The sequence below is a fragment of the Streptomyces sp. MspMP-M5 genome (assembly GCF_000373585.1).
Taxonomy (GTDB): Bacteria; Actinomycetota; Actinomycetes; order Streptomycetales; family Streptomycetaceae; genus Streptomyces.
In genome coordinates, this window is the sequence record NZ_KB891919.1 from 28,271 (window position 1) to 46,644 (window position 18,374).

Annotated in this window: 16 protein-coding genes and 4 pseudogenes; 7 read left to right on the forward strand and 13 right to left on the reverse strand. The window is 68.3% G+C overall.

The features are described 5' to 3' along the window. Nucleotides 1-9: 9 nt before the first annotated feature. From B073_RS41555 to B073_RS48295, 5 genes and pseudogenes are all read right to left on the reverse strand, one after another. Nucleotides 10-441, reverse strand: coding sequence for a TNT domain-containing protein (locus B073_RS41555; protein WP_324608807.1), 432 nt, complete (start codon nucleotides 439-441; stop codon nucleotides 10-12). After that, entirely contained in the window at nucleotides 348-791 is a 444-nt protein-coding gene (locus B073_RS0130455; RefSeq protein ID WP_078508249.1) for an Imm63 family immunity protein, read from the reverse strand. Before B073_RS0130455 ends, B073_RS41555 begins: the two co-directional genes overlap by 94 nt. A 71-nt stretch (nucleotides 792-862) precedes the next feature. Next, a pseudogene (locus B073_RS48290) lies at nucleotides 863-1,102 on the reverse strand (transporter); the annotation flags it as partial. A 97-nt stretch (nucleotides 1,103-1,199) separates the two neighbouring features. Next, complete coding sequence (locus B073_RS0130465) at nucleotides 1,200-1,757, reverse strand: DUF3291 domain-containing protein (protein ID WP_018541871.1); 558 nt, start codon at nucleotides 1,755-1,757, stop codon at nucleotides 1,200-1,202. A gap of 254 nt (nucleotides 1,758-2,011) precedes the next feature. Further along, on the reverse strand, nucleotides 2,012-2,473 hold the full coding sequence (locus B073_RS48295) for a DUF6262 family protein (RefSeq protein ID WP_234025203.1): 462 nt from the start codon (nucleotides 2,471-2,473) through the stop codon (nucleotides 2,012-2,014). Between B073_RS48295 and B073_RS0130470 the strand changes: the two genes are divergently transcribed. Next, the gene (locus B073_RS0130470; protein ID WP_026247876.1) at nucleotides 2,363-2,725 is read left to right on the forward strand and encodes a hypothetical protein; all 363 of its coding nucleotides are present in this window, start codon (nucleotides 2,363-2,365) and stop codon (nucleotides 2,723-2,725) included. The two genes, B073_RS48295 and B073_RS0130470, sit on opposite strands and share 111 nt — an antisense overlap. 424 nt (nucleotides 2,726-3,149) lie before the next feature. Here the strand turns inward: B073_RS0130470 and B073_RS0130475 are convergent, their stop codons facing one another. The 4 genes from B073_RS0130475 to B073_RS0130490 all read right to left on the reverse strand — a co-directional run bounded on the left by B073_RS0130475 (nucleotide 3,150) and on the right by B073_RS0130490 (nucleotide 7,918). Next, the gene (locus B073_RS0130475) at nucleotides 3,150-4,883 is read right to left on the reverse strand and encodes a PKD domain-containing protein (RefSeq protein WP_063740917.1); all 1,734 of its coding nucleotides are present in this window, start codon (nucleotides 4,881-4,883) and stop codon (nucleotides 3,150-3,152) included. Nucleotides 4,884-5,454: 571 nt separating this feature from the next. After that, nucleotides 5,455-6,234: an SDR family NAD(P)-dependent oxidoreductase gene (locus tag B073_RS0130480; RefSeq protein ID WP_026247877.1), complete on the reverse strand. Its 780-nt coding sequence runs from the start codon at nucleotides 6,232-6,234 to the stop codon at nucleotides 5,455-5,457. A 192-nt stretch (nucleotides 6,235-6,426) separates the two neighbouring features. Continuing rightward, nucleotides 6,427-6,750 carry a hypothetical protein gene (locus B073_RS0130485; protein ID WP_018541874.1) on the reverse strand — a complete coding sequence of 108 codons (324 nt, stop codon included), beginning with the start codon at nucleotides 6,748-6,750 and terminating at the stop codon, nucleotides 6,427-6,429. Between the two features lie 397 nt (nucleotides 6,751-7,147). Then, on the reverse strand, nucleotides 7,148-7,918 hold the full coding sequence (locus B073_RS0130490) for a class I SAM-dependent methyltransferase (protein WP_018541875.1): 771 nt from the start codon (nucleotides 7,916-7,918) through the stop codon (nucleotides 7,148-7,150). 489 nt (nucleotides 7,919-8,407) lie between these two features. Here B073_RS0130490 and B073_RS48300 point away from each other — a divergent pair. The 3 genes and pseudogenes from B073_RS48300 to B073_RS49120 form a co-directional block, all read left to right on the forward strand. After that, nucleotides 8,408-8,500 (forward strand): annotated as a pseudogene (locus B073_RS48300) (ketosteroid isomerase); the annotation flags it as partial. A gap of 456 nt (nucleotides 8,501-8,956) precedes the next feature. After that, nucleotides 8,957-9,595, forward strand: a complete 639-nt coding sequence (locus B073_RS0130495) for a TetR/AcrR family transcriptional regulator (RefSeq protein WP_026247878.1) — start codon at nucleotides 8,957-8,959, stop codon at nucleotides 9,593-9,595. Beyond that, nucleotides 9,510-10,328, forward strand: a complete 819-nt coding sequence (locus B073_RS49120) for a VC0807 family protein (RefSeq protein WP_324608808.1) — start codon at nucleotides 9,510-9,512, stop codon at nucleotides 10,326-10,328. Before B073_RS0130495 ends, B073_RS49120 begins: the two co-directional genes overlap by 86 nt. Nucleotides 10,329-10,482: 154 nt before the next feature. Here the strand turns inward: B073_RS49120 and B073_RS48305 are convergent. Both B073_RS48305 and B073_RS0130510 read right to left on the reverse strand, forming a co-directional pair. Continuing rightward, nucleotides 10,483-10,902, reverse strand: a pseudogene (locus B073_RS48305) (hypothetical protein); the annotation flags it as partial. A 333-nt stretch (nucleotides 10,903-11,235) separates the two neighbouring features. Continuing rightward, entirely contained in the window at nucleotides 11,236-13,917 is a 2,682-nt protein-coding gene (locus B073_RS0130510; protein ID WP_018541879.1) for a hypothetical protein, read from the reverse strand. Nucleotides 13,918-14,436: 519 nt separating this feature from the next. On the opposite strand from B073_RS0130510, the gene B073_RS41575 reads away from it, so the two are divergent. After that, on the forward strand, nucleotides 14,437-15,618 hold the full coding sequence (locus tag B073_RS41575) for an AbrB family transcriptional regulator (protein WP_158690256.1): 1,182 nt from the start codon (nucleotides 14,437-14,439) through the stop codon (nucleotides 15,616-15,618). Between the two features lie 181 nt (nucleotides 15,619-15,799). Here B073_RS41575 and B073_RS44670 read toward each other — a convergent pair. Further along, nucleotides 15,800-16,043, reverse strand: a pseudogene (locus tag B073_RS44670) (transposase); the annotation flags it as partial. A gap of 730 nt (nucleotides 16,044-16,773) precedes the next feature. Between B073_RS44670 and B073_RS46775 the strand changes: the two are divergent. Further along, entirely contained in the window at nucleotides 16,774-16,971 is a 198-nt protein-coding gene (locus B073_RS46775) for a hypothetical protein (RefSeq protein ID WP_158690257.1), read from the forward strand. A 449-nt stretch (nucleotides 16,972-17,420) separates the two neighbouring features. Here B073_RS46775 and B073_RS0130525 read toward each other — a convergent pair whose 3' ends face one another. Continuing rightward, complete coding sequence (locus B073_RS0130525; protein WP_018541882.1) at nucleotides 17,421-17,864, reverse strand: MarR family winged helix-turn-helix transcriptional regulator; 444 nt, start codon at nucleotides 17,862-17,864, stop codon at nucleotides 17,421-17,423. Nucleotides 17,865-17,984: 120 nt separating this feature from the next. On the opposite strand from B073_RS0130525, the gene B073_RS0130530 reads away from it, so the two are divergent. Further along, on the forward strand, nucleotides 17,985-18,374 hold a 390-nt coding region (locus B073_RS0130530; RefSeq protein WP_018541883.1), incomplete at its 3' end, for a quercetin 2,3-dioxygenase.

Below are 18,374 nucleotides of genomic sequence, written 5' to 3' on the forward strand. Positions count from 1 at the left end.
CGGCTTCGCTCACCGTACGGGTTCCTCACGGATGTAGCCCCGGTCGATGAGCCACTGCACCGAGATGCCCTCCGGGAGCATGAACTGTGTTCCGCCCCCGGGCTGGCCGAACCAGGGAGCGACCTTGCCGCTCTGGATGACGCCGTACCTTTCGACGTCCTCCGGACTCCACGGTCGGATCCAGCTGTACACGTGGTATCCGCACTTCAGGTGGGTGGGCGGCAGAGAACGCTGGGCGAATGGCGTCCCCTTCGGGTGCGCGAACCTCCCCAGTGGACTCCCGAACCGATCCCACACCTCCGCTCCCCCCGCCGGCCGCTCCTGCCTCTTCCTGCGCCGCCACAGCCTCACGACCGCCCCCCGACCGGATAGGCGTCCACGTCCTGAAGGTGCACTCCCGGACACTGTTGCGGGATCTGCGCCCGGAACCTGTCCGCCCACTCGGGTCGGACCAGCCCCAGCAGCTGGACCTGCCTGGCCAGCCACCCCACCCGGGTGTCGCTGCAGCCGGGCAGCAGACCGCGGTGGTCGAGCTCCCAGCGGGAGGCGGCGTCACGGGTGGTGTGCAGCGCCGCCCAGTACAGAAACTCGTCCAGGTCCCCGGTTGTGCGGCGCTCCACTTCCTTGTTGCGCTCCAGCACCACCCAGTGGACGGCGCCGTCGTGGACTTCGGCATGGGGGTAGCCGGCATCGGGAGGGCCGTCGCCGACGACGTCCGCACCGTCGAGCCCTTCGACGCCCGACAGCATGCTACGGACAGCGGCGTAGACGCCCTCAAGAGTTATCGTCATATAGACGATTATGGCAGTCCGTATGAGCCCTTCCAGTGTGGACTCGACCACACGCCAGCCGGCGCGCACCTGCGGTAGCGGACGAGGTCGATGCTGCGACGGTGCTCGCGCACGGCGTGGGCGTCGTAGCGGGTGAAGTCGCCAGCGAAGCACATCAGTCGCGGCGCGCTCCACAGGATCTGGGAAGCGGCCGCGGCCCCAAGCCGATCGCGGATCAAGGATCGAAAGACGGCCTTGTGCGCCACGAGCCAGGACAGGCAGTACCGGCCCTGACGGATCACGTTTGCGTCGATGCCGCGTCTGTACTCGATTTCACCAACCGCAGGAGCTTGTGAACCGGGGCCGTTGCTGTTCGCCGTCGTTCAATCGAGGCGTTTGACGGCGAACCCAGTCGTTCAGGCTTCCTTGTCAGCGAACCTGGTCGCTCTTCGGCCCGATGTCTTTGATCCTGGTCGGAGTTCCGTCCGGGGCGAATGAGTGGTGGAAGGTGAAGGCGTGCGGCGCGGAGCCGTGGTCGCGGAGGTGTTCCAGCCTGGAAACCCCGTCCTGCCAGGTGGGTATCACGTCGTCGGCGACCCACCAGAACACGTAATTCGGGTGTTCTGTCCTCTCGATCCAGTCGTAACGCCTGATCAGCGCCTCTCGGTGCAGGCCGGTGTAGATGGCGTCGAAGGCGGGGCGCAGGTCGGTCCACAGTGAGAGGGTCGCGGCCAGGGCGGTGGTTTCCCGCGTACGGCCCTTGCCGTACCAGGTCGGTACGGCGAACTCTCCCCATGTCCCCCAGTCCGCCTCGAAGAGCGTGCCCCGGGCAGCGTCTGCCGCTTCCGCATGCGCGAGGTATCCGGGATGCTGGCTGATCTTCCGGTAGACGGCCGCGCCCATGTCGTAGAACTCGTGCGTGAGAGGTGCGGGATCGGCGAGAGGTGACTTCAGGACGCCGAATGTGTACAGCGCAAGACGGGGCATGCGTCTCTCCCTGGTTGGGGTTGCCTGGTGTGGACCCGGTTCGGTGACTTACGGATGGGGGCGAGGGTTCGTGGGGCGTGACCGACTCATCCCGTGACGGGTGGCCCAGCCTGAAAGAACTCCCGTGCGACCGTGGGCGATCGCCGAAGTCCAGGTGAAGGTAGCTGCCTCTGCGAGCCATGTCGAAGTTGCGTTTTCCCTGTCCACGTGGCTTCTTGCACAGGCCCTTGCGGGCACTGGGTCGGTGGCGCTGCCTACCTCCGTGGAAGTCCGCATCGGCCCAGCACATGCCGAGAAGCAGCACCGACACCGCCGCTCAAGCCGGTGTGCCGGGGCGGCGCCAGCGGCGTTGTCGGCGTCGACTGGGTTGGATGACGGAGCGACTCATCGGCGTTCAGGGCGCGTTCGCGCCAGGTCGCTTCGCGTTCGTCGCCCTGTTCAGAGAGCGTGCGGGTTTGGGGTTCGCCGACCTGAGCCGTCGCTGCGGCGACCGCGGCTCTGGCCTCGACGTTGTCGTAGCGGAAGGTGCGTGAGACGTCCGCTCGGCGGGTGACGTCGGCGACGCCGACCTGGGCTTTCTCGCGTCGGTGCCGGGCGATGGCCTGGTGGACGCGCTCAATGGCTGCTTCGGTCTTGCGGCGGCGCGCGGCCAGGGCCGCCGCGGTGAGCAGTTGGGGCGGGACGTCGCTGTCAAGGAGTTGCGGCCGCCCGAGCATCTGGGCGAGGCCGAGCGGCAGAACTGGATCGCCCGGCTCGGCCGCGAGGCCCGCGCCGCCGCACGGGACCTCTGGTCCCTGGGCGCGACGCTGTACGCCGCCGTGGAGGGCAGCGCCCCGTTCGCCGGGACGGCCCCGAGCGCGGTCCTGGTCGCCGTCGCGACGGAGCCCGCCGATTCCGGCCGTGCGGGGCGAGGGCGCTCGGCCCCGTACTCGACGGGCTGCTGCACAAGAACCCAACCGCGCGCCTGACCATGGATCAGCTGCAGGCCCAGCTGAACGGGGGCCGCCGCCGTATCCCCAACTCCCGGCATGGCGCCCCCCGTTGCGTCCCCTCCCCCCACGCTCCCGGCGTGGAGCCCCGCCCTGGAGCAGCTCGCGGCCGCGGCCCACCGCCGGCCCGGGGCCCACCAAGTGCACCGAGATGCAGGCCGATACGACCGTGGTCGCTGTGATCAGCCAGGCAAACACCGTGAGGCGGGGCCCCGCAGCTGCCCTCTCCATCTCGATCTCGCCGGAGCACCGCCGCAGGACGCAGATCGTGTCCTGTTGTGGCAGCTCGTGCGACCGGCCGGGCCGGTTTGCCGCATGGAGGAGCGCAAGGGCCTTCGTGGTGCCGGCGCGGGTGCGCCAGGGGGCGGCCTGTGCCTGCGAGCCGCCCCCTGGGGTGGTGCCGTCAGCCCGTGGTGAGGGGCCGAACGGCCTCGGCCAGGACCTTTCCACCGTCGGGGCCGGTCATCACGACTCGCGGCAGCCAGGGTCCCTTGCGGTCGTAGGCATGGGTGACGGTCGCCTCGTCGGTCTCCTGCTGCATGCCGTCCCCGAAGTACCAGTGGTAGCGGTACCCGGCGGCGGGCGGTTTGCCGTCCACCGTCACCGACAGGGGCACAGCACTGCCGACGTGCGCGCTGCGCGGAACGTTCAGGTGGACCCGGGGGCCTTGCCGGGGAAGGTGGAACCACGTGCGCAGACTCGGGTTGAGGAGAAAGTTGTCCGCGTACTGCCGGGCGCCCTCGATGTCGGGGTGACCGACGGCCGCACTCAGGCACTGCAGTGGAGTCGCGCTCAGCTCGGGGCAGGCCCGCGTGCGCAGCGGGAACGCCGGGTCGGTCACCGGAGTGTTCCAGACCTTGGAGTCGCTGGCGAGGACGGCGTTGTCCACGGTGAACAGTCCGTCGGCCGCAACCGCGTAGGGTCCGTTCGTGGACGCCTTGTTGGCGGCGTCCGCTGCCTGGTGGTAGGCGGCGTTGGCCAGTTGCGTGTACTGCTCGTAGCGCTTGGCCACGCTCCCGAGGGCGCCCTTGCAGGAGGTCAGCCAGAATCCGGTGACTCCCTGGGTGGAGCAGCTCCTGATCGGCAGGGGGGAACTGCTGCGGCTGAGCGCGTAGTAGAAGTCGGCCACGAGCACCTTCGGCCGCCCCGGCAGGGAATGGGCCTTCTCGATCGCCGCCTGCATTCCGCGTCCGCCGTATCCGACCTTCGCGCCGCTGAAGTAGGGCACGTCCTTGGCGGGGTTCTTCGCTGCCGCGCCGATGCCGGAGCACTCGCGCTTGACTGCCTTGGGCAGGTCCTCCGAGCCGGGGGTGATGCCGACGCCGATACCGAAGAAGGGGTCCAGGTCGTTGATGCATCCGTTGATCACGACCAGGTCCAGGCCGTAGCCGCCCGCCCTGGCCTGTGCGCCTGCCTTTTCCAACTGGCAGAAGACGTCGGGGGTTTGCTGGGTGACTTCGCCGAACTCCATCTCCCCGTCGCCGTCCGGATCCTGCCGCTCCGTCGTGCGCAGACAGTCCGCGTCATGGTTGCCCGCGGGCAGCTCGGGTGCGTCGAGCACGGCACCGGAGATCGAGTAGTCGAAGTGCTGGAAGCCCCGGCCGGTCTGGCGGCCGAGTGACTGAGCCGTCAGGTAGGGGAACTTCTGGTCGTGGTCCAGGCCCTGCCCCCACACCACGGAGTCGCCGACGGATGCCACCCGCACCGGGTGGCATCCCCGGCGTATCGTGTCCCGCCAGACCTTTCCGTAGTGGCCGGGCGCATGGCCGTCGGACGAGCCGGCAATGCGGGCGTCGACCTGCAAGGCGGTCTCGGATTCGGGCACCCGGTCGAAGGGGATGTCGAACTTCGCCGTACCGACAGTGGCGGCCATGGCCAGGCGCCCACCGGCCAGCTGCTTCTCGCCTGCGCGCACCCGCCACTCCACGGTGGCTCTGGCCCTCGCCGCGGCGGGGTCGTAGATCTCCACCCGGCCGTGCACGGCTCCGTTGCACACGGGATTCGGCGTCAGGTCCACGTCGAGGACGAGGGGGAACGCGGATCCCGGCAGGATGCCGGCGTGCGCCACAGCGGGCGTTCCGCCGAGGAGCTGACCGAGGAGCGCGGCGGCCGCGCCGACCCCTGCCAAACGCCTCATCGCAGACGAGCGCCGGACCGTCCCCGGCCTCCTCCTAAGGGAATCCGGGCCAGCGCCCGCCCGCCTTGGCGAAATCCACCGCGGCCACGTCAATTTCACGCCAACACCCCAGTTTTCGTGGTCATTTGGTCCGCGCGGAGTCCGTTGATTCCGCACCGGTAGGGATGATGGCAGCCGGGAGAGCGACATGGGTCGCGAGCGGAGGCCCATACCAAGTGAAACTGATCACTTACCCGCAGTTACGGACCGCGGCGTCGGAGCGTGGGTGCCGTCCTCACGAGTGCAGCCACGAGACGGTTCATCTGCGCCCGTCGATCGGGCGCACTGGCCAACTGGCCGGCAGGAAGTGGTGGGCTGAGACGACGATGGCGAGGCCGCCGTGACCGGCTCGACCACGTGCCACCGGCCCACCTGCTGTGGTCATGGGATGGAGGCAGTGGCGTAGTGCGCACCGGGGATGACGATGTTCCGCATCCGGGAGGGCAGAGCCGACGCTGCGGTCAGAGGTTCGCCCCGGATGCAGTGCGGGCCAGGCCGACGTCAACGCGCTGTGGTCCGCGCCCCGGGCGGATCACTCTGCCGGGATCGGTCCGAGGTAGGTACCGCCGGAGACGTCGATGGTCTGGCCGGTCACCCAGCGCCCCCGCGGGCCCGCAAGGAAGGCCACTACGTCTGCGACGTCCTCCGGCTCGCCGATCCGTCCGAGCGCGGTGATCGACTCAATGCCGGCGACCGCCTCGCGAGCCGCGGCATAGGGGGCGATCATGTCGGTCAGCACCACCCCGGGTTCGACCGTGTTCACGGTGATCCCACGCCGGCCCAGCTCGTTGGCGAGCGACGGGCCGAGCGCCGCCAGCGCTGCCTTGGTCATGGTGTAGCCGATCTGCAGGGGGTTCGCGATCCGGGTGGCCGCGGAGCCCATGTTGACGATTCGTCCGCCGTCCCGCAGCAGCGGCAGCGCCCGCTGGACCACGAAGACCGGCGTACTCACGTTGACCGCCAGCAGCTGCTCGAACTCCTCCTCGGTGAGCTTCCCGATCGAAGTGGTCGAGTGGATGCCTGCATTGTTGACCAGGATGTCCAAGCCGTCCGCATCGTGGTCCGCAAGTCCGGCGGTGAGCCCCTGGAACAGCCGGTCCACCGCTCCGCGCTCGCCGAAGCGGGCCTGCACCGCGAACGCCCGGCCACCGCTCTCAGTGATCTTCGCTACGGTCTGCGCGGCGGCCGCCTCGTTGCCGCCGTAGTGGACCGCGACCAACGCCCCCTCAGTGGCGAGCCGCAGGGCAACCGCACGGCCGATCCCGCGCGAGCCACCCGTCACCAGTGCAGTCCTGCCGCCCAGTTCGCCCACGATTGCCTCTCCCCTCGTGATGCGCCGGTCGAATCCGGCAACTACTCAGCCTAACCATGCGCTGCAAGAGGCAAGTTGTGGACAGTGTCAGAACGGAAGACTTCCGTGCCCAGGGCAGAGCCGCCACCCCCACGCGCGCCAGCCGGTGAGCGGATGCGTTGCTGGTCCACGCCTCATTCTGAAATGATCGCCCTAATCGGTAGCGTGTGGCGTGGCCGTCAAGGCGAGTTTGGCCATGTGGTGCAGGCGCTCGTAGTAATCGAGGCCCTCTGTATCGCCGACCAGGGGCAGAGCCTTCTCCAGGGCCGTGAGGCATTCACGGAGGATCCGGAGCCTTTTGGCGTCGAGGTCTCCGCCCTTGCCCCCCCAGGTGGACACGCACCCTGCGAGGCACAAGTCCAGCAAGACCATGTCCTCACCGGCGAGTTCCACGCCACGCAGTCGGGCAGGAAAAGGTACCTTCCGGAATTCCTGCCACAGGCGGGATATGACCTCGAAGTCCTGGTCGTTGCTCACACTCCGATCCTGCACCACACCAAGCGACTCCCCTCTCCAAGGCTTGGTCCCCGGGCGCCAAGCCGGGCCCGACACAGTGGAAACGCAGGAGAGGCCAGCGAAACCCTCGTCGTCTCCGTACCGCGGCCGTAGTTCGATCTTGAGCCCCTGCCCGACGGTCAAGACGGCCTCCTCCCCCACCCATGCGCGAGGGAGGCTTGCTGACCCCGGCCCGGGGAGTGGTCTGGCTCAGGTCGGGGTCAAACGAATATGCCCTATGCCGGCCCTCCCCGCACCAAGAGGTTCTGCGCCCCCAAGCCGATTGCCAGGTAGGCACATAGCTAAGCGGAGCCCAGCTGACAGGAAGCTCAGGGCGACGGTTGGACGTAGAGATACTGCACTTCGTTCGCTGTTGAGCTTATTCAGTGACCCAAAGCGACCAGTGGTCCGCCTCGCGGATGCGCTCACCGGCAGGAAGCCTGTCGTCCACGTAATCCGCCAGCTCGGCGAGCTGGGCATCAGTCAGCTCGTGAAGGATCGACCGCCCTGTACGCCTCATGAGATCCTGCCGGACTTCTTGCTTGTCCGCGTACTCCCGCCGCGTTTCGAGAAGGGGGCGGATACGTACCTCGCCGAATCCAGCGGCATGCATTGCGAGCTCGACTTCAGCCGTCGATGGGCGTCGCTTGCGCTCGATGTCCAAAAGGGCCGGAAAGCGCTCGAAGAAGTAGCCACGGAGGTGCGCTGGACTGCCAGGGTGGGTCGCATCCTCGAACGTACGGTCCTGCACGACCAGTGATCCGCCCGGCACGAGCAGCCTTCGCGCCTCGGCAAAGCACGCTGCCAGGTCATCGATGTGGTGGACCAGAGCCCGCTGGAAAACGATGTCGGCACAACCGTCCGGCAAGCCAGTCTCGAGGGCATCACCCTGATGGAACGTCAGCCCAGGTCGACCGCCGAGCGTTTCGCGCGCACCGGAGAGGATGGCAGCGGAGAAGTCGACGCCGACGACCGACGCCGCCCCAAGATCCAACCATGCGGCGCAGTACACGCCGCCACCGCAACCTACGTCGATGACGTGCCGCCCTTCCGGCGACACCGTGGCGCGGATCCCCTTCGCCCAGCCGTCGCCCGCTTGACGCTGCGCGTACGTGAGACGGTTGACCTGGTCATGGAAGTCGATAGGCATGAGTGAACCTCCCGGCCTAACTTATCTTGACATCAAGATATGCCACCAGGCCAGCAACGGCCGAACGCGGCGTCCGAGCAACGGACAGCGAGCAACGCGGGCACACAGGGCAGCGGCCGACTACGGGGCACGGCCGGCAGAACAGCGGCCGCCTGCAGGACAACGGGACCGACACTCGCAGGCCCTGCACCGCCCAACCACCGGGCGACGACGGGCCACTACCCGAGGACGGATGTGGGGCACAGGCCCTGATGGGCCTTGCGGAAGCAGGCGCCGGATTTCCAACGGATTTGAGCCTGCCCTGCGACGGCGTTGCAAGCGGTAGGCCGACGAATCACAACAGGTCTGTTGCCGTGCTTCGGCAGCAGGCTCCGAAGACGCCCGCGCGTCGACTCCTCGGGGCCAGGGCCCGTTGCGAAAGTGAATCTTGGTGCTCGGTGCCGTCCCATGCCGTTACCTCGGAGGTAATGGCACTGATCTGCAGGTGCTCGCAAGAATCGCGCTAATGCCGCCGATCACTACCGCGAACTCGCCGAACATCATGTGCCGGAGCAGGCAGCGACCGAGATCGAACGCGTCCTGTGAGACCCGCTGAGCGGAGTCGGAAGTTACAGCCACTCGTGAGGAGGACTGCGACCAGCACGGTCGCCTTGTAGCGGACGGCGAGGTTGTCGTATCTCGTAGCCACCGTCCTGTGGCGCTTGGGGCGACTGATCCGGCATACGACGGCAGGGCGTTCGCGGTAGGTCCTGTCGAACTTCGACGGTCGACCGCCCGGTGAGCGGAGCTTCTGAGGCTTGTGGACGCGGTCGGCAGCATCAGGGTGGCCCGCTTTGTTTCCGCGTCTGCGCAGGTAGGCGCGGCTGCGGAGGGAGTCGTGCGTACGCCTTGTCGACCCGCACCCGGTCCGGGCGCCCGAGTGCCGCCCGTGCCCCAGCCGGCCAAGGAACCCACGCCGGCGACGGCTGCGCGCGTTTTTTCGGGGCGATGCCTCGCAGATTCGTCGCGTAGCTGGAGCGTGCGTGCTACGTTTTTACCGTGCGGTCAAAAAATCGAGCGAGCGGTAAGCAAGAGCGAACCTTCATCGAGGCGGCGCGACGGGCGCAGTTGGTGGACTGTGCGATCGCGGCCATCGCGGACGTGGGGTTGCACCGAGCGTCACTGGCTGAGATCGCGCGGCGGGCGGGGATCACCAAGCAGGCGATCTTCTACCACTTCGCCACGCGTGACGAGTTGATCCATGAGGTCCTCGCCGTGGCCACCAAGCAAGGGGCGGAGTTCATGGCCGCGCGCTCACGCCAAGAACCCACACCTGCTGATGAGTTGCGGGCGTACATCGAGGCCAATGTCGAATACATCGGCAGTCACCGCGAGCGGGTCAAAGCGCTGGTGGCGATCGCGATGAATTTCACCGACGAAGACGGCCGCTCCCGGCTTCTGCCTCTCGACGCGTCGGTCTACGGCGACAGCCTCGCCCCGCTGCAGGACATCCTGCAACGCGGCCAGGAACAGGGCCAGTTCGTCGAGTTCAACACTCGCACCATGGCCATGTCGATCCGCGCGGCCATCGACGCGATCGGACCGCAACTGAATGCGATGGGCGACCTCGACCTCGACAGCTACGCCCGCGATCTGGTGGAGCTGTTCGATCGAGCCACGGCCAGGGGGCGGACGTGAGCCCGCACATCGCCAACATCGAAGTAGTCAAGGGGGATTGAGAGTGCACGGGACAGATGTCGCGAAAACCGATCGTCATGGCACCACCACAGGCGGGGGTAGCGAGGAATCAGGACCGTCAGGGGCGCGAGCATGGACGGCGCTGACGCTTGATGTGGCAATTCCGCTCGCGGTGTTCTACGGGGGCCGAGCCGCAGGGATCAGTCAATGGCTGGCGTTAGTTCTTGCGGGCATAGCTCCACTCGCCAGCGTCGTGATGACGTGGGCGCGACAGCGACGCGCGGATCCGACCGCGGTGTTCGTGATCGCCGCAATGGTGCTCTCGGTACTGGTCGCCATGGTCACCGGAGACCCCCGAGCACTGCTGGCACGGGAGAGCTGGATCACCGCAGCGCTGGGCCTGTGGATCCTCGGCTCCCTGGCGACGACCCGCCCCTTCCTCCTGGACGTGGCCGTCAAGGTCACTCCGGCTGCTATGGCGCAACGTCTGGACCGTCTGTGGCACACCGTCCTCGTCTTCCGGCGGTGGATGCAAGTGGCCAGTGGGGCGTGGGGTGTTGCGTTCCTCCTCGACGCCGTCGCCCGCCTGGTAATGGCCTATACACTCCCCATCGACAGCGTGCCCTCGCTCGGTGTCGTGGTACTGGTCGTCCTGCTAGGCATGGCTCAGACCCTCGTGACGGTGCACGGCCGCCGCAGCGGCGCCCTCGCTCTGATACGCGGCCGCAGCTGATACGACCACGCACTTCGTATCCTCGCCGCCGTCTGCGCCGCCAACCACGACCTTCTCTGTCCATCGCCCGCCAACGCCCGCCACACGCCTTCGCCGCTCCGATTCGACAAACACGCACTTACTTTGACGTTTAACCTCCCGCCCGGATGCTTGATCACTGGTGGACCGTTGCGGTGAGGCGTTGCAGTGCGGCGTGGGCGGGTGGGCCCCAGGTGGGCTTGCCTCCGGGGCCACCGTGGACGCCGGCGTGACCGATGTGGATGCCGGCAAGGGCGCCCCAGTCCGGCGCGGCGGCGGCATCTTCCCAGACCGCGCGGACGGCGTCCGGGGCGCGATTCAGTCCCAACTCGGCGGCCGCGGCGAGCCGTTGGATGAAGCGTCAGGCGGTGTCGGCCATCGAGCGCTCCATCGGGGGCTGGGCGGTGAAGTGCCGTCAGGAAGGCGGCCTGGGTGGCGGCCGCCTCCGCGGGGTGCGTCGCGGGGCACGGTCGGCAGGCTCGCCCGGGTCCCGGGTGGTGACGAGCCAGGGTCGCGGAAGCCGCTCGGAGGGCTCACCAAGGCGCTGCGGGGCGGGGTACTTCGGACTTGATCGGTGCCTCCGCGGCTCAGCAGACGTGAAGGCGACCTCGCTCTGGTCCTGCGCTCCGCCGCGGCACCCGCCGGGCGCCACAGAGTGGATCATCATCGCGAAGGCCGTGGCTGTGAGTTCGGTGCATCAGAGCGTCCTGGGGGATGCGTTTGCGGAAGTCGGGCGAGAAGAGTCCCCGCCCAGAGGCACCGCATCACCCGCCACGGCTGTCCCCCCGGCCGAGCGGGACCGGGGCGGACCCCGGAACGCGGAACTGCCGACGCGCGCCCCTCCCGCAGGGGTGTGCACCGGCCGTCCGTTGATCGGGCGCATCCGTGCTCAGCGCTTGCGTGCCGCCAGGCTTCGTATGCCGAACGACCGGATGCCGCGGCCGTGTGTGGCCGCGTACAGGTCATCGTCCGGGCCGAGTCGCAGTTCCATCACCGCGGTGGTGGGCATCCCATGCCCGAGCACCTGCCACTGACTGGCGCCGGGTGCCCGGTAGAAGACGGCCAGGTCGGTGCCGAGGGTCAGCCCGCCGTTCGGCAGCAGCTTCACCGTGTTCGCCGGGACGTCGGGCAGGTTGGCGGAGATGTCCGTCCAGTCGTCGCCACCGTCCTTGGATTCGAAGATGTGGCCGACGCCCGCGCCGGGGCCCTCGGTCCACTTCCGGGAGAAGCCGTTGACGGCCACGTACACGTGGTTGGCATCCGCCGGGTCGACCTCGAAGCCGGAGAGGTAGCGGTTGGGAATCGCCCCGGAGACCGGCAGGTTGAGCTGGTGCCAGCCGGTGCCGTCCGCGTTGCCGACCGCGATGCCGCGGGTGAAGCCCTGGCTGTCGCAGGGGCCGCACCAGCCGACGTAGACCTTGCCCCCGGAAGCGGCGACCGCGGTGGCAAGGTGACGGTCGCCGAGGTCGTAGGCGTTCTTCCACTCCGAGCCGCTGCGGATCGCGTAGCCCTTGGTCTGCACCCATACGTGGCGGCCGCCGGCGATCCAGGTGTTGGGATCCTTGGCGTCGGCGGCGAGCGGTGCGATGAAGCGGGCTCCCTTTCCGGCGAGGTCCTTGTCCGGCGGGGCGATCTCGTACTCGGTGGCCTTCGTCGGGTCGGTGGACCAGGCGCCGTTGTTGACGCCGCAGTCCTGGGTGACCCACATGTCCAGGTAGACGTACTCCTGGGCGGTGTTGCAGCCGTTGGCCGGGTCGGTGATCGTGTCGGCGCCGTCACCGCCGAAGTCGGAGCCCATCGCCTTGTCGCGGCCCCGCAGGATCGACTGGCCGTTGTCCTGGAGGCCGCCGGTGACCGTGACCCCTCCGTAGGTGCGGTCCTTGCCCACACCGACGGAGTAGTACTGAAGGGTGTCGATGGTGCCGTCGGCGAGTGACTGCCAGTCCTTGGCATGCCCGCCGGAGTCGACCGCGCCGTTCAACGGACGCCGGTAGATGCCGCCGTCGTTGCCCACGTAGACCCAGGACCTGCCGTGGTAGCTGCCGACCGCGACCGCGTGCTGGTCGGAGTGCGTGGTCGGGGAGCAGTCGCCGGTCTGCTTGCTCGGGTCGATGCTCCAGCAGGGGAACGGGAAGTTCCAGTACGGTCCCGGAACGGTCCAGCTGGTGCCGCCGTTCTTCGTCTCGAAGACCTCCTCCAGCCCCATGTAGACATGGTCCGGGTTGGCCGGGTCGACCTGGAGGAACTGGTTGTACCAGGACTGGATGCCCGGCATGTCGCCCGCGCTCTGCAGCGCCGAGCCGGACCCCTTCAGCTTCTGGTAGTCCGCGATCTGCGTCCAAGGGCCGAACGGCGAGCCGGACTTGGCGACGTAGACGCCCTTGAGACCACTGTCCGGGTTGGTGGTCATCTGAGCCGGGGACTGGTCGATCGCGTACAGCCGAGAGCCGTCGGCGGCGGCCGCGAAGGTCATGTTGCCGACATCGGCGCTGTCCGACGGCAGGTCACCGAGGCCCTCGACCCGCTGCCAGCTATCGTTCCGCTTCGCATACAGGCCGTTGTAGGAGTCGCCGCCGCGCCAACCGACCGCGAGCAGGACCTTGCCCGGGTCCTTCGGATCCACGGCGATGTCGTTGGCGATGTTCTTGTACGGAGCAGCGGGGTCCGACGCTTTCGAACCGCCGGGCAGGTATGCGGGGTTCGGTGCGAACTCCAGCTTCCACGGCCCCGACAGCTCGGTGGCCGAGTGCGACCACACGCCGCGGCTGGTCGCCGCCCACACCGTGTCCCCGGCGAACCGCAGGGCGTGGATGACAGTGCTCTCCAACTCCGCTCCACCCACCCGGCCGCCCGGCTGGAACGTGCCGTGCCGGGGGTCCTTGAGGACGTAGACGCCGGTTCCGACGGAGGCGGTCGCTCCGGTGTTGGACTCGCCGGTGGCGTACCAGAGCCGGTTGGCGTGGTCGAGGGCGAGCGTGCCGGTGGACAGCGAGGGCAGCTTGTCGGCTATGGGCTGCCAGTGGCCGCCCCCGGTACGTGACCGGAAGACGCCGCCGTTGGCGCCGCCGGCGTAGACGTAGCCCTGGTCGTCGGCGGCGATACCGGTGATGCGGCCGGTGACGCGACCGGCACCGCCGCTGGAGTTGGAGTTGACGTCCCGGTAGCGCGGATCGTCGGCGTCGTACACCTTCTTGGTGACGTGGTCCCAGCCGCCTGCGGTGTGGCCCATGGACTGGAGTTGCTGCCAGGCGGCCCCGTACGCGCCGGGTGCGACGACACCGGGGGCGGTGCGGGCCTCGGTGAACTGGGCGGTGGCCTCGGCCGAGTTCTCCGTCTCGTCCGAGCCGTCGTCGTCGCCTTCGGGCCTGGCACCGGGTATCAGGGCGGTCATCGGGTGCCCGGAGCGCACCAGTCGGCTGTGCTGGCGACCGATGTCGGCCTGGTGGTGGGCGCCCCAGGGTCTGGGCGCTGCGGTTCCTGCGGCTGCGTACGCCTGGCTGCCGACCAGGCCCAACGCAGCGACGGCGACGACTCCGGTCATGAGCCGCCGTCGATGCCGGTGGGGCATCATGCGTTCTCCTCCCTACGGCGAGCACGGGGTCCGGCTCGGCCGTTGACGCAGATCCTGGCGTGCCCGCGTCAATGAGGGGAAGAGGGAAGGCGGGGCATTTCCGGGTTGCCACCACGTAAGGGGGTGGCAACAGCCCGCAGCGGGACTGGGAGAGGCGAGGGTATGGGCTTCCTGCCGACGGCGGCACAGGCGAACCGCCGCTGAACACGGCGCCAGCCCGACACGGCTCATGGGCCGGGGTGCACGGGGCGTGGCACGGGCGGACTCACCGGCGGCGAACCGTACGCCGCCGCTGACCGCACGAGGGAATGCGCGGTCGGTCGACGGCCTCACGGGGTGCGATCCGCGCTGCTCGTCGCCACCCGTCCGTTTCCGTTGAACTGGTCAACACAGCAGGTGAAACGGCCTGCGCCGCGTTCCCTTCACGGCAACGTAGCGGCGGATTCACCGCTTGGAAACCTCTGGCGGTTCATCATGGTGATCCGTTTTGCGACGAACCACGGAGATTGTGCCATGCGCGTGAGTGAGCGGCTTGTGAGTTGGTTCCGGGATTCACGCGGCAGTCCCATCGAAATCGTCGCCATTTCGGTGGGAATTCTCGCCGTCTCGGCGGCCCTGGAGCCCCTGGGCGCCCCGGCGCCCCAGCTCCTCCTCGGACTGCTCGTCGGCGCCGTGATCGCGCTGCGCGGCAAACAGCAGCGCCGTATGTCGAAGTCCGTCGACCACAGCGTGCAGGCCCTGATCGGCGTCATGATCGGCGCCTTCCTCCAGATCTCCGTCCTGCGCGACGTCGCCGGCGCCATGCTCCCGCTGACGATGCTCACGCTGGTGACCACCGCCCTCAGTGTCGGAATCGCCGTCATGGTCGCCCGGACCGGCCACATGGACCGGCTCACCGCCACCCTCGGAATGATCGCCGGAGGATCGGCGGCCGTGACCTCCTGTGCGAAGGACATGGGCGCGGATTCCCGGGTCGTGGCCTTCATGCAATACACGCGCGTCGCCGTGATCTCGGCGGCCGCGCCACTGGTGGCCCTGCTCATCGCCGAGCCCGCGGTCGGCGGCGAGACGGCGGACGGCGGTGCCGGCGGCGCCGGATGGTCCTGGGCCCTGGTGCCCCGGGGCGATCAGCTGGCCGGGATTTCCATCACCCTCGTCCTGGCCTCCGTCGGCATGCGCCTGGCCCGGCGCATCGGGCTGCCCAGCGCGGCGCTTCTGGGACCCATGCTGCTCTCCGCACTGGTCACGGCGCTCGGTCTGACGCACGGCTACTCGCCCGCGGGTCTGTTCAAGCAGATGCTGCTGGTGCTCGTCGGACTGGAGGTGGGCCTGCGCTTCGACCGTGAGACCGTGCACGCGGTGAAGCGCATGATCCCGCTGGTGCTGGGCGCGATCGTGCTGCTCAGCGGCGTCATCGGAGGGATCGCCGTGGGCCTGGCCCCGGCGCTCGGGGTGAGCCGGGCCGACGCCTACCTCGCCACGACGCCCGGCGGTATCAACGCGGTCCTCGCCAGCGCCTCGACCAGCGACGCGCACCTCGGGTTGATCTCCAGCGTGCAGACGCTGCGGCTGTTCCTCATGGTGCTGCTACTGCCCCTGCTCCAGCGCTGGCTGTCCCGAAGCTCCGCTCAACGCACCACCGAGACCGCGCAGGAACGTCGGGAAAGTCCCGAGCCGGAGCCCACCCCTGTGGGCGAATGACCATCCCCGATCGCGCCCGGCATCTCTGATGCCGGCGCGGTCCGCGGCTCGCCCCTGCGCCCACGCAACCGGCCCGTGCCTTCGGTGACGCCACCGATATCCCGACGCCCAACGCCTCTGCGTAGTCCACGCGGCGGGACTCCAAGACGGGGCCTCCACATGCCAGCCTGCCTGACCAGCCAAAGACCTCTCGGGCGGCATACCGCTTGAGGCACCGGATGATCTCCCGCCGGGCCTTTACCCTCCTTGATGCGCCGCTCATGGTAGTCACGGGTCCGCGGGTCAAAGCGCAACCGGGTGTGCACAATCCGGTGCAGGGCCGCGTTGGCCTGCCGGTCTCCCCCGCAGTTGACGCGACGGTACTGCCGACTACCTGAGGAACGCTCGACGGGACTGACCCCACGCAGCGCAGCGAAGGCGGCCTCGCCAGCGCCGAGCGAGGCGGCCTTCCAAGGGCCGGATCTGCTCGGTGAGCTGCCCGATTCGCCGTGCCAGCAGACACCGGGAATATGGCCTCGGCGCCGGCCCCGTACTCCATCCCCTCGGAAGGCAACAAGAACATCGCCGCCGTCCAGGGCTCGCTCGTATGGTCCGGCTTCCTGGCTGGAGTCCTGACCTCCGGCGCGCTGAACTCACCGCTCCTGGGACGGGCCATCTGGCTCCATGTGGCAGACCTCCACGCCCTGTTGTGGATCCCGCTGCCAGCCGGCGCAGTCTACGGTCTCGTCATCGCGGCCCTGGGCCTGCGCCTGGCGGCAGTTGGCAAGGCCGGAGCGAGGCGGCGACCGCTCCCCGGCATCAGCGACTGTCGAAGTCCCCGTGCCTTCCTGCCGGGGGACTTCAGCCCAAGAAGACAAGGAATCACCGTGCCCCACCGCAAGCGACACGAACAAGCGCGAGATACGGCGCGTAGTAGGCAACCGTACGGATGAAGTCAGGGCGTGAACCATGAAGTTGCGGTAACGGTGCTCCGCGAGCTGAGCGATTGCAGATCCGCTGCTCCTTCTGCCGTTCCCGGGAGTGAGCTTCGCGCTGCTGCCCCTCGGGCGGACTCTCGGCCTACCTGGCCCCGTCAGGGCAGCGTTCCAAGCTCCAAGTGCAGTGCTGAGGGGCAGCTTCTTCATGGCCAGTGGCGGTCGGTTAACGTGTCTCGTCATGAGCGATCAGAACTCCAGTTCCACGACGATGGCAGCCGAACTGAAGAAAGACCGAGTGACGTTTATCGCGACGCTGGTGTCCGCCGGCGCCTCGGGCGTACTGGTGAACAACATCGGCGGCTGGCAAGGCTGGGCCTTCGCCATCGCTACCGCAGCGGTCATCGGTGGCGTGGCACGGTGGTGGAACGGCCGTTAGACACGCGGACGACCGAGGACCGGAATTCATGCGGACATGCCGGGCCTATGCGTCATTGCCGCGGTCGCTTCTCCTTGGTTCGGAGGCGATCCGATGGGCGTCATAGTCCCCATCGCGATGCCGGGGCTCATAGGAGGTCGGATCTCGTGGCTCCGGGAGCACCGGTCGCAGTCGCAGTCGCAGGGCCACGGAAAGGGAAAGGCGCATGTTGAGCTGGGCCGTGGTGATGAACCATCGGCGTAGGCAAGGTGGGTGCCGCAGATGGTGCAGCGGAAGAGCATGGCGGTTGCGCTCTGCTCGAGGTGGGTCAGGAAGTTTCCCGTTGACGTCCTGGGCTGTGTAGAAGGTCGCGGTTGTCCAGTGACGTCGAAGTCTGCTGATTGAAGCTTCACTTTGCGGGGGATCTTGCGGACTGAAGAGTTACCTTGCGGTGAGGGGCGGGGTGGCTTCTATTCTGCGCTCGGGACGGGCGGCTGGCCCCATGGNGCCTCCAGCGTCGTCCGCAGAGCATCGACCCTGTTCTGGCCGATNCGCTCGGCGAGCTGCTCTTCCAGCCGTTCGAGGATGAGGCCGGCTCGGCGGTGTGCGCGTTCGCCTTCCCGGGTGCGNCGGATCAGCCGCTGCCGGGCGGAGCCGGGGTCGGGAACTTGTTCGAGCAGCCCGGCGCCGACCAGGCCATGCACNGCCTGGTGCGCGGTCTGCCGGGTGACGCCCATGCGCCGGGCCAGCTCAGACACCGTGGTGCCCTGGTCATCCAGCACGGCGAAGAGCTGCGCCTGTGTCGGGGACACNGGCGTGACGCCGCCCGCTTCCAGGGCTGCCAGCAGTCCTTCTTCGAACCAGCGCCGGGCCTCGCCAAGCAGCTGGGGAAGGTTACGGCGGGTGGATTGCATCTGTTCCTCACGACGGCAGCAGACGAGCGCAGACCGGGCTCACCCCCGCGGGTTGCCCACAGGTATTTCTCCATGTCAGGCTACCTGACATTCTTGGGGGCAGTTCATCGAGGAGACCGCATGACCATCGAATACGCCACCCGCTACCGGCGCGCTTCCCGCATACCCGCCGAGCCGGGCAAGCCCTACTTCATCGAGAAGGGCGAGGGGGACCGCGCTCACCTGTTCGGCGACCTGATCACCATCTATGCCGGCGGCGAGCAGACCGAGAACACCTTCAATTTCTTCACCGTCGAAGGCCCCAAGGGTGACCTCATNCCGGCCCACCTGCACCCGGACACCCACGAGGTCTTCTACATCGCCGCCGGCGCCGTGCGGCTGTTCGTCGAGGACACCGAGGGCAACCAGCAGGAGAAGCTACTGACTCCCGGCGATTTCGGCTTCGTGCCCAAGAATTGCCCGCACGCCTACCGCATGGAACGCCACCACAGCCAGGTCATTGGTGTCGCC